19 protein-coding genes are annotated in these 15,190 nt (G+C 37.8%); 2 read left to right on the top strand and 17 right to left on the bottom strand.

Annotated features, from left to right (window positions below; genetic code table 11):
* The first annotated feature begins 29 nt into the window (after positions 1 to 29).
* Both A7A78_RS09100 and A7A78_RS09095 read left to right on the top strand, forming a co-directional pair.
* A complete protein-coding gene (locus A7A78_RS09100; protein WP_068762146.1) occupies positions 30 to 1,844 on the top strand; it encodes a GNAT family N-acyltransferase in 1,815 nt (604 codons plus the stop codon).
* A gap of 74 nt (positions 1,845 to 1,918) precedes the next feature.
* Positions 1,919 to 2,671: a DUF5995 family protein gene (locus tag A7A78_RS09095; protein ID WP_068762145.1), complete on the top strand. Its 753-nt coding sequence runs from the start codon at positions 1,919 to 1,921 to the stop codon at positions 2,669 to 2,671.
* Here the strand turns inward: A7A78_RS09095 and A7A78_RS09090 are convergent.
* From A7A78_RS09090 to porW, 17 genes are all read right to left on the bottom strand, one after another.
* Positions 2,668 to 3,051 (bottom strand): DoxX family protein, encoded by a 384-nt coding sequence (locus tag A7A78_RS09090; protein ID WP_068762144.1) that lies wholly within the window; start codon positions 3,049 to 3,051, stop codon positions 2,668 to 2,670. The two genes, A7A78_RS09095 and A7A78_RS09090, sit on opposite strands and share 4 nt — an antisense overlap.
* 6 nt (positions 3,052 to 3,057) lie before the next feature.
* Positions 3,058 to 3,474, bottom strand: coding sequence for a VOC family protein (locus A7A78_RS09085; RefSeq protein WP_094746098.1), 417 nt, complete (start codon positions 3,472 to 3,474; stop codon positions 3,058 to 3,060).
* Between the two features lie 59 nt (positions 3,475 to 3,533).
* Complete coding sequence (locus A7A78_RS09080; protein WP_068762142.1) at positions 3,534 to 3,917, bottom strand: TM2 domain-containing protein; 384 nt, start codon at positions 3,915 to 3,917, stop codon at positions 3,534 to 3,536.
* Positions 3,918 to 3,961: 44 nt separating this feature from the next.
* Entirely contained in the window at positions 3,962 to 4,348 is a 387-nt protein-coding gene (locus A7A78_RS09075) for a VOC family protein (protein ID WP_068762141.1), read from the bottom strand.
* A 2-nt stretch (positions 4,349 to 4,350) separates the two neighbouring features.
* Positions 4,351 to 5,295 (bottom strand): 2-hydroxyacid dehydrogenase, encoded by a 945-nt coding sequence (locus tag A7A78_RS09070; protein WP_068762140.1) that lies wholly within the window; start codon positions 5,293 to 5,295, stop codon positions 4,351 to 4,353.
* A 3-nt stretch (positions 5,296 to 5,298) separates the two neighbouring features.
* On the bottom strand, positions 5,299 to 5,697 hold the full coding sequence (locus tag A7A78_RS09065; protein WP_068762139.1) for a cupin domain-containing protein: 399 nt from the start codon (positions 5,695 to 5,697) through the stop codon (positions 5,299 to 5,301).
* Positions 5,698 to 5,699: 2 nt separating this feature from the next.
* Complete coding sequence (locus A7A78_RS09060) at positions 5,700 to 6,224, bottom strand: hypothetical protein (protein WP_068762138.1); 525 nt, start codon at positions 6,222 to 6,224, stop codon at positions 5,700 to 5,702.
* A gap of 80 nt (positions 6,225 to 6,304) precedes the next feature.
* The gene (gene atpG / locus A7A78_RS09055) at positions 6,305 to 7,180 is read right to left on the bottom strand and encodes an ATP synthase F1 subunit gamma (protein ID WP_068762137.1); all 876 of its coding nucleotides are present in this window, start codon (positions 7,178 to 7,180) and stop codon (positions 6,305 to 6,307) included.
* Between the two features lie 72 nt (positions 7,181 to 7,252).
* The gene (atpA, locus tag A7A78_RS09050) at positions 7,253 to 8,833 is read right to left on the bottom strand and encodes a F0F1 ATP synthase subunit alpha (RefSeq protein ID WP_068762136.1); all 1,581 of its coding nucleotides are present in this window, start codon (positions 8,831 to 8,833) and stop codon (positions 7,253 to 7,255) included.
* Between the two features lie 54 nt (positions 8,834 to 8,887).
* Complete coding sequence (gene atpH, locus A7A78_RS09045; RefSeq protein ID WP_068762135.1) at positions 8,888 to 9,424, bottom strand: ATP synthase F1 subunit delta; 537 nt, start codon at positions 9,422 to 9,424, stop codon at positions 8,888 to 8,890.
* Between the two features lie 6 nt (positions 9,425 to 9,430).
* A complete protein-coding gene (locus A7A78_RS09040; RefSeq protein WP_068762134.1) occupies positions 9,431 to 9,931 on the bottom strand; it encodes a F0F1 ATP synthase subunit B in 501 nt (166 codons plus the stop codon).
* Positions 9,932 to 10,023: 92 nt separating this feature from the next.
* Positions 10,024 to 10,215 carry an ATP synthase F0 subunit C gene (gene atpE, locus A7A78_RS09035; protein WP_068762133.1) on the bottom strand — a complete coding sequence of 64 codons (192 nt, stop codon included), beginning with the start codon at positions 10,213 to 10,215 and terminating at the stop codon, positions 10,024 to 10,026.
* Between the two features lie 32 nt (positions 10,216 to 10,247).
* The gene (gene atpB, locus A7A78_RS09030) at positions 10,248 to 11,390 is read right to left on the bottom strand and encodes a F0F1 ATP synthase subunit A (protein ID WP_068762132.1); all 1,143 of its coding nucleotides are present in this window, start codon (positions 11,388 to 11,390) and stop codon (positions 10,248 to 10,250) included.
* A 101-nt stretch (positions 11,391 to 11,491) separates the two neighbouring features.
* A complete protein-coding gene (locus A7A78_RS09025; RefSeq protein ID WP_068762131.1) occupies positions 11,492 to 11,881 on the bottom strand; it encodes a DUF6168 family protein in 390 nt (129 codons plus the stop codon).
* Positions 11,882 to 11,888: 7 nt separating this feature from the next.
* A complete protein-coding gene (locus A7A78_RS09020) occupies positions 11,889 to 12,107 on the bottom strand; it encodes an AtpZ/AtpI family protein (RefSeq protein ID WP_068762130.1) in 219 nt (72 codons plus the stop codon).
* Positions 12,108 to 12,118: 11 nt separating this feature from the next.
* On the bottom strand, positions 12,119 to 12,592 hold the full coding sequence (locus tag A7A78_RS09015) for a bactofilin family protein (RefSeq protein WP_068762129.1): 474 nt from the start codon (positions 12,590 to 12,592) through the stop codon (positions 12,119 to 12,121).
* A 49-nt stretch (positions 12,593 to 12,641) separates the two neighbouring features.
* Positions 12,642 to 15,188, bottom strand: a complete 2,547-nt coding sequence (gene porW / locus A7A78_RS09010) for a type IX secretion system periplasmic lipoprotein PorW/SprE (RefSeq protein WP_068762128.1) — start codon at positions 15,186 to 15,188, stop codon at positions 12,642 to 12,644.
* Positions 15,189 to 15,190: the final 2 nt, after the last annotated feature.

Below are 15,190 nucleotides of genomic sequence, written 5' to 3'. Positions count from 1 at the left end.
TTGTTGGATACAAACAATCTAAATATTTCATGGGATTAGTCAATGCAAAGGAAGTTGCAAAAGCCATAAACGTCGATAAATTCGGCTTTCTGGGCACTTTTATGGGCTGGTCTTTAATGAAAGTTCTGAACATTACCACTCTCAACAAAATTTACGATAAAAACAAGCATCTGCACGATCTGGAATTTATAAATGCGCTGATTGAAGAGTTTGAAATAAAGTTTGAAATTCCAGAAGAAGACCTTCGCCGAATCCCAAAAACAGGTGCTTTTATAACTATTTCAAACCATCCGTTGGGTGGAATTGACGGCATTCTTTTGCTTAAATTATTGTTGGAACACCGTCCAGATTTCAAAATTGTTGCGAATTTTTTACTACATAGAATTGAACCGCTGAAACCTTACGTTATGCCCGTAAATCCTTTTGAGGACAGGAAAGACGTTAAATCAAGCATTACAGGATTTAAATCAGCGCTAAAACATTTACAGGATGGCCATCCTTTAGGTATTTTTCCTGCAGGTGAAGTTTCAACTTATAGGGACGATAAATTATTGGTTGACAAACCTTGGGAAGAAGCCGCGATGAAATTGGTTAAAAAAGCTGAAGTACCAATAGTTCCCATATATTTTCACGCAAAAAATAGCAAGTTGTTTTACCGTTTGGCAAAGATGAGCGATACGCTGCGCACCGCCAAATTGCCTTCAGAATTGTTGACTCAAAAAGAGCGATTGATTAAAGTGCGAATTGGAAACGCAATTTCTGCTGAAGACCAAAAGGAACACGAGTCGTTGCCCATTTTTACTGAATTTCTTCGGAAGAAAACCTATATGCTTTCCAATGCTTTTCAGAAGAAAAAATTGTTGGACAACATTCCGAAAACACTAAAATTTCCGAAGCCACCGAAGAAAATTGCGGGTCCAATTCCATTGAAAGCGATGGAGGCGGAAATAGAAAAACTTCGCGAAAATGATAAGCGATTGCTTGTTAGTAAAAATTACGAAGTGTTTTTAGCCCAGGCAGATACCATTCCCTACATTCTGCAGGAAATAGGAAGACTTCGTGAAATAACGTTCCGTGAAGTGGGCGAAGGAACCAACAATAGTACGGATCTTGACAAATTTGACAGCTATTATCACCATATGTTTCTGTGGGATAATGACGCCCAGAAAATGGCGGGAGCATACAGAATGGGGCTTGGTTCAGAGATTTTTCCACGATTTGGGATTGATGGTTTTTATTTACAGGATCTGTTTCGTTTTGAGCCCGAATTGTATGAAATGATGAGCAAATCCATCGAAATGGGACGCGCTTTTATTATTAAGGAATACCAACTTCGCCCGATGCCTTTGTTTTTGCTTTGGAAAGGAATCGTACACACAACGCTTCGCTATCCCGAACATCGCTATTTGATTGGTGGCGTGAGCATCAGCAATAAATTTTCAGAATTCTCGAAAAGTTTGATGATTGAGTTTATGAAATCGAATTATTACGATCCGTATGTGGCTCAATACATCAATCCGAAGAAGGAATACAAAGTAAAATTGAAGGACGCCGATAAAGATTTCATTTTTGATGAAAGTGAAGCGGATTTAAACAAATTCGACAAAATAATTGACGAAGTGGAGCCGGGAAGTCTTCGTTTGCCCGTGCTTATCAAAAAATACATCAAACAGAACGCAAAGGTTGTGGCCTTCAACGTAGATCCACTTTTCAATAATGCGGTGGATGGTTTAATGTACATCCGTATCGCAGATTTACCGGAAAGTACCGTAAAACCTGTTATGGAAGAGTTTCAGGCGGAACTTGAGAAAAAATATTCAGATTCCCAAAACGGCGATAAATAAATTCGGTTTTCTTTTCCCTTTTTTCAAAAAAAGCTTCAAAAAAGTATAACTTCGTAATTGCTAACTATTTAAATATGTTGCCCAAAACCATAGACGAAGTAATTTCCGCACTCGATGTAATTATTGAAAAGGAATGTACTAACAATTCCTGCATGGCATATTTTCCTATACTTTACAGAAAAGTAACCGTTCGCATAAAAGAGGGAATTCTAAATAATGAATTCGAAAATAATCCCCGAATGGAAAAACTGGACGTGCTTTTTGCTAACAGATATATTGATGCGTATGAATGTTCGGGATTCAACAAACCTTTTACGAAAAGCTGGAAAAATGCTTTTGAAGCAGCAAAAACAGGAAAGTTGCTGATTATGCAACATTTGCTTTTGGGGATTAATGCACATATAAATTTAGATTTGGGAATTGCCGTTGCGGAAACCGTTGGCGATGATGGCGAGTTGCTGGATTTTGAAAATGATTTCAATAAAATAAATGAAATATTAGCATCGATGATTGCAAATGTGGAAGCCAAAATTATTTCGGTTTCACCTTTGTTTGGATTGTTGGATAAATTCGGGAAAGGACGCGAGGATAAATTGGTCAGTTTTAGTATAAATGTTGCACGGGACGGCGCTTGGCTTTTTGCAAACCAATATCATATTTCACCAAATAAAATAAACGAGTTAAACAACCGCGATACAGTTATTGCAATGCTTGCAGAAAAATTGATAACCCAAAAAAGTTGGCTACTGAAATATTTGGTAAAAACCATTTATTTCTTTGAAAAGAAAGATGTGCCGCAAATTGTAGCAGTGCTTAAGAAGGATTAAAAAAGAATCAAACTTCCACCGTGGGTAGTAAAAATCACGAAAGTGCCGAGAAATAAAAGAAGGTCATAATGCCAACCATAGCCTTTATCTTCATAAAAACCCGTTTTCCAAATAAAGATTTTTTTATACATAGCTCCAAGCATTGCTCCCATAATTAGCAACGCACCTATTTGGGTGAAAATTCCAAAAGCAATGGAAATTGCGCCAACTATTTCTGCCAACCCCAAAACTGTGGTTGCCGTTGGAGACATTCCTATACTTTCGCCGCGTTCTTTTGGCTTTTGAACGTGACTTTTTCCACTAGAGAAAAAGACAATCGCAATTATTATCCGAAGAAATAAAAGAGCGAATCCAGCAAGAAATGCGGTGTCAAAAATCATAGTTTTTTATTTTGATTCGTAGGGATTATAACTTCCAAAACTCCAAATATTTCCTTCGGGATCTTTGCAACTGTAACCACGGCCGCCGTAATCTTCGTCTTTAATATCCATTACTATTTTGGCGCCATGGGCTTTTGCATTTTTGTAGTGATTGTCCACTTCATCAATAATAATATATGCAGTTTGGGTATTCAAACCATTGGCCTGTGCTGGTGTTCCGGTCATTTTTCCGAATTCACTTTCTTTACGCTGTGGGCCAATCATAACCATCGCATTGCCTAATGAAAGCTCTGCGTGATGAACCATATTTTTTTCATCCCTATAAACGAAGTGTTCCTTAAATCCAAAAGCATTGGTTAAAAAATCGACAGCTGCGTTGGCATCTTTATAGCTCATTGCGGGTATTGCTCCATACTTGCTCATATTATTTCTCATTTAAGTTTATAAAAAAAGCCTTTGAAAAATCCAAAGGCTTTACATATTTAGAACCATCCTTTTTTTCCTACTTGATAGGTTTGGTAGAATTCTTCATCGCTTTTGGTTAGGTAAATAATTCCTTCAATAATTCCAATTATCCCAGATATTCCAGAGGTTATTCCACACGTTAAAATTCCCGATAATCCGATGACCAATAAAATTATTCCCTCAGTATTATAACCCAATATAAATTTGTGTATTCCTAACCATCCAAACAAAAGAGCCAAAACTCCGGCTAATAGTTTTTTATTTTCTTGTCCCTGGGTTACTTTGTTCCACTCTTCTTTAAACTCATTTGCGGTATGTTTTGCTTGTTGTTCAAAATTATCGGTGGCTTCATCTATCCTTTTTTTTGTACTGTCGTAGTCAGAGTTTTGTTCTTCTTCCATAGTTTAATTAGTTGGTTTTTAATGAGTAATAAATGTATAAAAAATTATAGAAGTGTTTCGTCAGCGGGTTCCCAAAGTTCAATTTTATTGCCATCGGGATCTAGGATCCATCCAAATTTTCCATAATCATAAGTCTCCATTTCGCCCACAATTGTTACACCTTCTTCCTTTAAGACTTTCAACAATTCTTCAAGATTTTCTACGCGATAGTTCATCATAAACTCTTTTTCACTGGGCGCAAAATATTTGGTATCATCTTTAAAAAGGCTCCATTGTGTTGTACATTGTTTACCGTTTTCATCTTGCCAATTGAAACTGCTGCCGTACTCATTAGTATCAAAACCCAAGTGATTTTTGTACCATTCCCTCGTTTGCTTCGGATCTTTTGTTTTGAAGAAAATTCCGCCAATTCCAGTTACTCTTTTTTTCATAATTATGAATTTTTAAAATTTTGAATTATTTTTTCTGCAATAACCGTTGCCAATTTCTCTTTGCTTTCAACGGTCCATCCAGCAATATGCGGACTTAAAATTACATTGTCCATCGCGAAGAGTTCTTTCAACGAATTGGGTAAATTATCTGAATCAAAAAGTGTTTCAAAAGATAGTTTTTCAAATTCCAAAACATCAAGTCCAGCTCCAAAAATTTTTCCGGATTTTAATGCCGAAACCAAATCTGCGGTTACAACACTTTTTCCGCGCGCGGTATTGATGAGCCAAAATGGTTTTGCAAATGAATTGATAAATTCTGAATTCACCATTTTATCTGTCAAAGGCGTCCACGGCGTGTGAAGACTTAAAACATCAGCGTTTTGCTGAAGTTCATCCAATGAAGCTTGTTTAGCGTTTTCATCACCCACATTTTCTTTTATATCGAAACAAATTACTTCGCAATCAAAACCTTTCAATTTTTTTGCGAAAGCTTTGCCCATATTGCCGTAACCAATTATTCCAACGGTTTTTCCCTCCAGTTCAATTCCACGGTTTGCTTCACGGTTCCAGAGACCGTTTTTAACCTCGCTATCGGCTTTATTCAGCTTGTTGAATAGCGAAAGGAGCATTCCCAAAGCATGTTCACCCACGGCGTTTCTATTGCCTTCAGGCGCAGCGATTAGTTTAATGCCAAGTTTATCTGCATAATCGGTGTCGATGCTTTCCAAACCGGCGCCAACTCGGGCTATAAATTTCAGATTTTTTGCAGCCTCGAGAAATTGTTTGTCAATGTTGAAACGGCTTCTTATGACGATTCCTTCGTAATTTGAAATGATTTCCTCAATTTCAGATTTTGAAGATTTGTAGTTTTCTTCATTTGAAAACCCTGCTTCCATAAGCATTTTCAATAATAACGGATGGTTGCTATCGAGGTGAAGTATTTTCATACTTTAAATTTTAGGGTAGTCGGAAACAGTTTTTTCCGAAGTTACATTTCCCGTGTGTTTTGTAGTGAGTTTTTCAAAAAGAAGCACGTGTACTTCTTCGCCATTTCGGGTTTTTGGGCAATGCTCAACGCCTTTTGGAACAACAATTATTTCGCCTTCGGAAACAATTTCAACTTTATCCCCACCTTCGCCATCGGCTTCGTTGGGCGAAGGCCGAAAATGCATTTCCAAAGTTCCCTTCTGTACAAAAAACAACTCATCTTCCTCTTCATGTTTGTGCCAGACAAATTCATCCTTCAGCTTTGCCAAGAGCACTTGCATATTATCCACAACCGTTATTTGGTGCGGGTGCCAATGGTTTTTGAAAGTTGAAAACTTATCTTTAAGATTGATAGTTTGCATAACTATTCGTGCGAATTTGGATTCGCCTGTGGATATGGAATCATTTCCTTTTCAGTAATATTGGAAACCTTGAAATAATTCTTTTTCCCTTCAAACCAATATTCTATAACCGCTTGATTATTTTCCAACTGGAACGGAAATACTTTCGGCGGATTATTTTTCGCCTCTTTGATAGGGTCAGCGTCCATAACAATATCACGTTGGGCATCATTTTTAAGATAGCCAACAAATTGATTTGGTTCGTTTATATTGCCTTTTGCCTCCAAAATTTGGTTCCTGAAATAGATATTTTGGATAACAGCATCGGTATTCTTTTCACTGAAAGTAATATAAATATTTGTTCCAGAGCCACCTTCCTTTACGCCAGCAACCCAGTTTTGGTAGTATACTTCACTAATTTTGAAAGGAGGATTTTGATTAAATGCTTTTTTGTTGCTTGAATCCTGCGCACTGCCACAGTTGGAAAAACTGAGTAAAACCATTGGCAAAGTTATAAGTCCAAATATTATTTTTAAATTTTTCATCATTCACTAAAATTACAAATATTATGCAACAAAAAAGCCTTCCGAAAAACGAAAGGCTTTTTTTAAATAAATTTTAAGATATTTTATCCGGCCAATGCCTCTGCACCACCAACAATTTCAAGGATTTCGTTAGTAATGGCAGCTTGACGCGCTTTGTTGTATTGAAGTTTCAATGCATCGCGAAGCTCGGTTGCGTTGTCTGTTGCCTTGTGCATCGCCGTCATACGTGCGCCGTGCTCGCTGGCAACACTATCGCGAAGACCTTTGAACAACTGTGTTTTTAAACTCTTAGGAATTAACGCCTCAACAATTTCTTCTTTTGAAGGTTCAAATATGTAAAAAGTTTCGGTAGTTTTTGCTTCTTGACCTTCAATTGGTTTTGGAGGCAAAATAGGCAAGAACTGCTCAGTCATTACTACCTGTGTAGCAGCATTTTTGAAATTGTTGTACACCAAAATGATCTTGTCATATTTTCCTTCGGAAAAAAGAAGCATCAGTTTTTCAGCAATTTCTGCAGTAGTATCAAAAGAAAGATCGTCAAAAATACCGTTGTTGTTTTCTATAACATTTCCGGTTTTTTTCAGAATATCATTTCCTTTTTTACCAAGGGTCATAAAATCCACTTGTTTGCCAGCATACGTATTTGCCGCCAAATTGCGTGATTCTTTTATGACGTTTGTATTAAAAGCTCCCGCCAAACCACGGTTACTGGTAATGGCAACCACCAAGACTTTGTTCACTTCGCGCTGTTCTGAATACTTGCTCCCGGTATCGGCATCAAGCGTGGCGCTTAGGTTTTGCAAAAGTTCAGTAAGTTTTTCAGAATAGGGACGCATTGCAGTAATTGCATCCTGCGCCTTCTTCAACTTTGCGGCAGAAACCATTTTCATGGCACTAGTAATCTGCATCGTTGAACCGACGGATGATATTCTGTTTCTAATTTCCTTAAGATTCGCCATTCTTTTATAGAATTGAGTATTTAGTATTGAGTATCGAGATATATTTTCTCAATACTCAATACAGAAATCTAACTACTTTTTATATTTCGCTGAAAGATCAGCAGCAACCGTTGTCATCACATCAATTGCTTCATCAGTAAGTTTACCAGCTTTAAGATCGTTAAGCGTGTCTCTGTGCTTTACGTTTAACATTTCTAGGTAATCTCTTTCAAATTCTTTTACTTTTTCAACAGGAACGCTACGCATCAAGTTTTTGGAACCTGCATAAATAACTGCAATTTGATCTTCTACCGTGTACGGATCGTTTTCAGATTGCTTTAATATTTCTACGTTACGCTTTCCTTTTTCAATAACATTCAAGGTTGCAGCATCCAAATCTGAACCGAATTTTGCAAACGCTTCCAATTCACGGAAAGCAGCCTGATCCAGTTTCAAGGTACCTGCTACCTTTTTCATCGATTTAATCTGAGCGTTACCACCCACACGAGATACCGAAATACCTACGTTAATAGCTGGACGAACCCCCGCGTTGAACAAATCTCCATCCAAGAAAATCTGACCGTCGGTAATCGAAATTACGTTTGTTGGAATATACGCCGAAACGTCACCCGCCTGTGTTTCAATAATAGGAAGTGCTGTTAATGAACCACCACCTTTTACTAAACCTTTTAATGATTCTGGAAGGTCGTTCATTTCCTTTGCAATATCATCATCGGCAATTACCTTAGCGGCACGCTCCAACAATCTTGAGTGAAGGAAGAAAACGTCTCCAGGATATGCCTCACGTCCCGGTGGACGACGAAGCAAAAGTGAAACCTCACGGTATGCTACCGCTTGTTTAGATAAATCATCATAAACAATCAATGCTGGACGACCAGTATCACGGAAGTACTCACCAATTGCAGCACCTGCGAAAGGAGCATATACCTGCATTGGCGCAGGATCTGATGCGTTTGCCGCAACAATGGTTGTATAGGCCAATGCACCTTTTTCTTCCAAAACTTGTGCAATGTTCGCTACGGTTGAAGCTTTTTGCCCAATCGCTACATATATACAATATACAGGCTGACCTGCATCGTAAAATTCTTTTTGGTTCAAAATGGTATCGATACAAACGGTAGATTTACCTGTTTGGCGGTCACCAATAACAAGCTCACGCTGGCCACGGCCCACAGGAATCATTGCATCAATAGACTTAATACCAGTTTGAAGTGGCTCAGTTACCGGCTGACGGTAAATTACACCCGGAGCTTTACGCTCCAATGGCATTTCATAAGTTTCACCGGTGATTGGACCTTTACCATCGATAGGCTGACCCAATGTGTTTACCACACGACCAACAATACCTTCACCTACTTTAAGTGAAGCAATACGTTGTGTACGTTTTACGGTTGAACCTTCCTTAATTTCTTTTGAAGGACCTAAAAGTACGATACCTACGTTGTCTTCCTCAAGGTTCAATACAATACCTTCAAGACCGCTTTCAAAGGCTACCAATTCACCGTATTGTGCGTTTGAAAGTCCGTATGCACGAACAATACCGTCACCCACGGTTAAAACAGTTCCTACTTCGTCCAGGGAAGCAGTTGCTTCAAAGCCTGTAAGTTGTTGCTTTAATATTGCTGATACTTCAGCTGGTTTTACTTCTGCCATTTTTATTTGTATTTATGATTTTACCCTTCGACTGTGCTCAGGGTGACACAAAAATTATATTGATTTACTGAATTCTCTTTTTAAATTTCCAAATTGGTTCGCGATGCTTGCGTTGTATTGAATATCGCCAACGCGAAGGATAAATCCTCCAATAATCGCTGGGTCAACTTCGTTTTTAAGCGTTACTTTTTCGCTTCCGGTCAATTCTTTTATTTTGGCCATCACTTTGCTTTCCAATTCTGAAGAAAGAGGAACGGCTGTAATTACGGTTGCTACTTTTACGCCTTGTTCTTCATTGTAAAGATCAACATAGCTTTTAGCCACATTTCCTAATAATGAAGTACGTTTATTGTCAACTAAAATATTGATAAGCGAATGTGTGATTTCTGATTGTCCGTTGAAAATTTTCAATAAAGCTTCCTTTTTATCGTTGGCTTTTATTACAGGACTTTGAAGCACTGTTTGCAATTCGCGGCTACCTTCAATAGTGTTGTAAACAGATTGCATATCGCCAAAAACAACAGCTTCTGTGTTGTTCTCGTTTGCTTTCTGCAAAATTGCTTTCGCGTATCTAATCGCTGCTCTGCTCATTGAATATTAGTTTAATTTGGCGTCGCCCAACATTTCGTCAACAAGTTTTAATTGCTTGTCTTTATCGGAAAGTTCGTGTTTTACTACTTTTTCAGCAATTTCCAGAGAAAGGCTTGCTACTTGTTGCTTCAACTCAGCGATTGCTGATTTCTTTTCGCTTTCAATTGCAGCTTGTGCTTGGGCAACCATTTTGTCTGCTTCTGTTTTAGCTTCCTCTTTAGCGTCTGAAATCATTTTTGCTTTAATCTCGCGAGCTTCCTTCATCATCACCTCACGTTCTGCACGTGCTTCTTGCAATAATTTTTCATTATCTGCTTGAAGATTTTGCATTTCAAGTTTTGCCTTTTCGGCAGAATCCAATGCGTTTTTTATTCCTTCTTCACGATCGTTCACCGCGTTCAAGATTGGTTTCCAAGCAAATTTTCTTAATAAAATAAGCAACAGTATAAATATAACTGCTTGCCAAAAGAAAAGACCTATTGAAAATTCATTTATTAATTTTTCCATTTTTTACAATTGTATACTAAACAATATTCCTTTTAAAAATTGTAACAAACAGCTATAACCAACCGTTACAGCCGTTTGTTAGTTTTTTTTGATTACGATGCGAAAATCGCTGCGAAACCAATACCTTCAATAAGCGCCGCTGCAATAAGCATTGCTGTTTGAATTTTTCCGTAAGCCTCAGGCTGACGTGCGATAGCTTCCATAGCTTTCCCACCAATCATACCGATACCGATACCGGCACCGATTACTGCTAAACCTGCTCCTACAATACTTGGAATTGTCATAATATATATATTTAAAAATTAAACACTCGTTATTATAAATGTTGGATTTCGCCCTCGTGCTCTTCAGCATGCTCGTGTGTTTCACTTGCAAAACCGAAATACAACGCTGCCAACATTGTGAAAATATATGCCTGTAGCAATGCTACCAATATTTCAATTAATGAAATTGCAAAAGCAAGTCCGAAAGATAATGTTCCGCCCAACCACGTTTGGAAAATGTAAATCAAACCAATCAAACTACCCAATACTACGTGCCCTGCAGTCATGTTTGCGTACAAACGTATAAGTAGTGCGAAAGGCTTGATGAATATTCCTAAAATTTCAATAGGAACAAGAATTATATAAATAAATATTTTTCCAGCCCAAGGCATACCATCGCCCAATGGATCAAAAATGTGTTTCCAGTAATCTTTGGTTCCTGTAAAGGTTGTGATTAAAAAAACTATAATTGCTAAGCATGTAGTAATAGCAATGTTTCCCGTTACGTTAACACCAAGCGGAGTTAAACCGAACATATTTAAAAACCATATAAAGAAAAATACAGTCAATAGGAACGGCATATATTTTTTGTATTTTTTTTCGCCAATGTTTGCGATAGCAATATCATCACGAATGTAAAGCACGATTGGCTCGAAGAAACGGCCAATTCCCTTTGCGATATTGCCATTTTTTGCATAGCTTTTGGCCAAGCTTCTAAACAAAAGAATCATTAAAATAGTGGTAAGCAACATCATAAAAACACCTTTTGTTATGGAAATATCTAAAGGTTTTACATTTGTTGCATGTTGGTGCTCATCATAATTGATGGTTCCCGCGGCGTCTGTTTTGTATATTTTAGAATGGTCAATTTTATAATAATTACCATCAACCTCTGCAACAGTTTCACCATGATGAAATTTTGAAGAAGAAAATATTTTTAATCCGTTGTCCCATAAAATAACAGGTAGCGGAAACCCAACGTGATGCGCCTCGCCATTTTCATCTTTGTAGGAGTACAATCCAAAATCATGAGTGTCAGAAAGGTGATGTATAACATATTCTCTTACATGCTCCTTTCTTTCCGCTTGTGTGTTGCCACCTTGTGTCTCTTCTTTTGAATTCTCATTGGCAAAACCCGAAATAGAGGTTGCCAACAATAAAACTGAAAGTATTCTAACCAATGTTTTTCTTTGCATCTTTGAACAAATAACGGTGTCCTTAAAATCGGTGCAAAAATACATTTCTTTCTGAGAAAGAAAAAACTATTTTTTGTGTTTTTTTCTTCGGAAGAAATCTGCTAAGAATCCTGATTATTAAGCTGTTTTGAAAGAAATGCCACTTCTAAAATCAAACAGGTGGCGTAGGGCACAAAAAAAGCAGCAAATTCCGAAGTTGACATCGTTCCGTCTTCCCGATAAAAAGGATAGAAAACTAGAAAGAAAACCAAAAATTTAAGTCCGCTGCCAGCAAGAAATATAAAACCTGTTTGTGAGGATTTCTTATTAAACTTTGATTGAATGAAGATTAAAATTGCCGCTGCCAGGGTATAATTAACTATATAGGAAAGCAAGATTCGGTCTGCAAAAATTGGCAATTCCATATTTTGAAGTATAAATAGGTGCGCAGCGAAAACAGCCATTATTACCAATAAAAGAACCGTCAAAAATTTGAAAGTAGTTTTTTTCATTAAAAAATCAGGAATTCAATTTATTAGTCTGTTTAATCACCAAGAATAGTGATGCGCCAACACCAACAAGTGTGCAGATTATAAGAAACGTTTTTCCGCCGTCAGAATATTTGCCGTCCAGCCATTGGCCCAATTTCACAAAAAGATAAATGATTACGCCCATCTGTATTCCGATACCGGAAAGGATGGCCCATCTTTTTATCCCATTGTCCTTTTTGTCGGCCATTTTAGAGAAGTTTAATCGTCAAGATCAGTCTCAACAGCTGCTTTTTTAATTCGCTGTTGGCGGTCAAAAGGATGCACTTTGGAGTTTTCCGAAATTGGTAGATTTGCAGTTGCGTTTTTTGGCTTTCCATCCTGCATAACGCAAGAGGCATTCATGGTAGCACCTGGCTCTACAGCCAACTTACCTACAATAACATCACCTTCAATAATTGCGGTGGAGCGCAAAGAAAGCGTTCCGGAAACCTGAAGATTTCCTTCAAACCTACCTTCAATGTCGGCGTTTTCACAACTAAGTGTTCCTATTATAACTCCCGATTTTCCCAAAACTACTTTTGAAGGGGTTTTTACATTGCCTTCAACAACACCGTCAATTCTAAAAAATCCCGTGGAGGAAATATCTCCTTTAAGTTTCGTTCCTTCGTTAATCCTGTTTTGGGCACTTCCCGGTTCGGAGGCAACGTTCTTCTCTTTTTTGTCTGAAAACATAGCAGTTGGTTTTAAAGGTTACTATTCTGTTGTTCGGTTTGTTAGTAGGCTATTGTTCGGTTACATCTTGCTTGAGGTAATCATCTAGGTTTTTATGAATCTGAATTATTTTATAATTTGGGCTTGAAATTTCGAAGAATGGATACTTAATTTTATATTCCTTATTCTCTTTTAAAACTTCGCCAAAACCACGGGCTCCAAGCTTCGTGTTTAATCCGTGAACAATTACAAATTGGGTTTGCGGATTGTAATAATCTATAGAGGTAACCATATTTGTATAGCGGTAATTTTTAATGGCTTTGTCCAGTTGTTCTTTCAGTTTTTGGGCGGCTTCGCCTTCCTCATTTGTGAATTTGTAAACCAATTTCCAACTATCAGACTCTGCTTCTGGTGCAAAATCCTTCACCGCAAGTAAAGGCAGTAGATTGCTGTAAATCTGCTGTGCTTGCTTACCTTCTTCAGTACTTGGATAGTTTAGCGAAACAAAATTCAGGGCTTTTTTGTAAGCCTCAAAACCTTGCTGGCGCCCTATGGCAGTGGCCTTCAACATTTCAAATTTTGGAACAATATCATTGCCATTGTACACCATCATGTATTCATCACTTTTCTGAATAACCTCAGCATATTTGGCGGCTTCAAATTCTTTGTACAATTGTTTATACTTAAATTCTGGGCTTGATTCGTCTGTTGGCAGCTGTGAATTTGGGTTGCGGAGTATTTCAGCATAACGTGTGTCAGCATGATTTGTCAACACATCATTTCTATATTTATCTGCTTGGGAAGGGTTCTCCAAAATTTCATAAATCTTCACCAAATTGTATTTTGCAGGCACGACCAAACGTTCTTCAGGATTGTATGTAAGCAGTTTTTCAAGTCTGTTTGCCGCAAGGTTGTATTCTTTGAATTTTTCTTTGTAAATCAATCCTAATTGGTAATAAGCAAAGTTTCGGTCTTTCGCCAAACTATCTATTACTTTTTCGTCAGTTGGTATTCTGGCGATATAGGTTTGTGGTTTGTAAAGTTCGTTTTCGGCAATTGGGGTCACGGTTACAAGCTCATCATCATTATTGTTCAAAGATGTTTTTTTGCTGGAAAGTCTCCAATTGTCTTCCAACTTTCGGTCGCCCCATATTTTTCTGAACTCTCCTTTTCCGTAGGCTACCGTGGAAGTATTATAAAAATAGAAAGTACTTCCGCCCTTATTAGGGCCCGAAACCTTGTTGCCTTTTTCATAAAATTCCTTATTGGCTATTTTCTGTTCAATTTTGATGGCTTCCAAAGAATCTTTTATTGCCTGTTCCTTCAGTTTTGAAGTATAATCCGTAAAATAAGCAAGCTGTTCGGCCTCGCTCATATTTGTTAATTTCAGGATGCTATCATTAGTGGTGGCAATGTCTTCATATTTTATAACATCGTCAAGGTTTTCACGCTTCTTTGTAATTCTGCGCCACTGGCGGCTTTTTTCTTCAAGGTAGGTTAAAGTACTGTCATAATAAGCGCCAGCAGTTTTGTATTTAGCCTTTTCAAAATTTATTTCAGCCAGCGTTTGATAGTTTACAGATTGTAGCACTCTATCCTGTTTAAACGCTTTGATGGATTTATTGTAATATTTAACGGCCGTTTCTGTACTATCACTGTTTCTGTAATAATCCCCAAACTGATTGTAGATTTTATCCAAAAACGGACGGTTTTCGCGATTTTTTTCAAGGTCCTGCAACAATTCCAAAAAAGCGGTGCGGTCTCCTTTTTCGTAATCGAAATTTTTGCCTTTTTCCAAATAGGCATTAATCATATAAGCCCGCGAAGTCTTGCGGTTCATTTCAATAACCTCATCAAAAGCGATATTAGCGCTGTCTTTTTGATCCAAACGATTGTAAAGTTGGCCTTTAATGAAAGTGTATCTTCCCTTCAATTCCTTATCCTTCACATTTTCAGTGGCCATTTTTATGTAATCAAGCGCTGGCTGCAAAGAATCCAAATTAATAAAAGCTTGGGCCATCATTGCGGCACCGTCTGCAATTTCCTCTTCCTTCAAATTAGCTGTCTCAAACATCTTTTTGAGGTTTTCGATAGCGTATTCTTCATTCTTCAAACGGATATTGGTTTTTGCTTTCCAAACTTTCGCAACATTAATATTGTTGCTGTTTGGATAACGGTCCAAAATAAAATTGAAAGCATCAAGAGCAGGAATAAAGCGCCCGTCGTAATAACGCGCTTTGCCAAGCAGGATATAAGCCTCGTCAATCTGTGGGTTGTATTCCCTGCCGTTTATGTACATGGAATGTTTTTGGATTGCCTTCGCGGCTTTTTCCTCCGCGCGGTTAAAGTCGGCATTTTTGGAGGCACCGGGAGATTTTGTTTCCGCTTCTTCAACATCAATGCGTTCTACGGGAAGTATTTCCCAAAAATTGTCTCGATACCCAGCGGCCAATTGCTCCTTTCCATTGGTAAATGCAAGATTGCCATTGTAAAGCGTATTGAATTCTGTAGTAACCGCATGAACGTTGCGGTTTAAAAATGTATTCTTTTTACGTGAACACGCTGCCAAAAAGACAACAGCGAGAATAAATAGTGTAATTTTATATGTGCCCTTCAAAA

The organism is Aequorivita soesokkakensis (assembly GCF_001641085.1).
GTDB lineage: Bacteria > Bacteroidota > Bacteroidia > Flavobacteriales > Flavobacteriaceae > Aequorivita > Aequorivita soesokkakensis.
The sequence above is the reverse complement of the archived record's forward strand: the minus strand, read 5'-3'. Positions and strand labels throughout refer to the sequence as shown.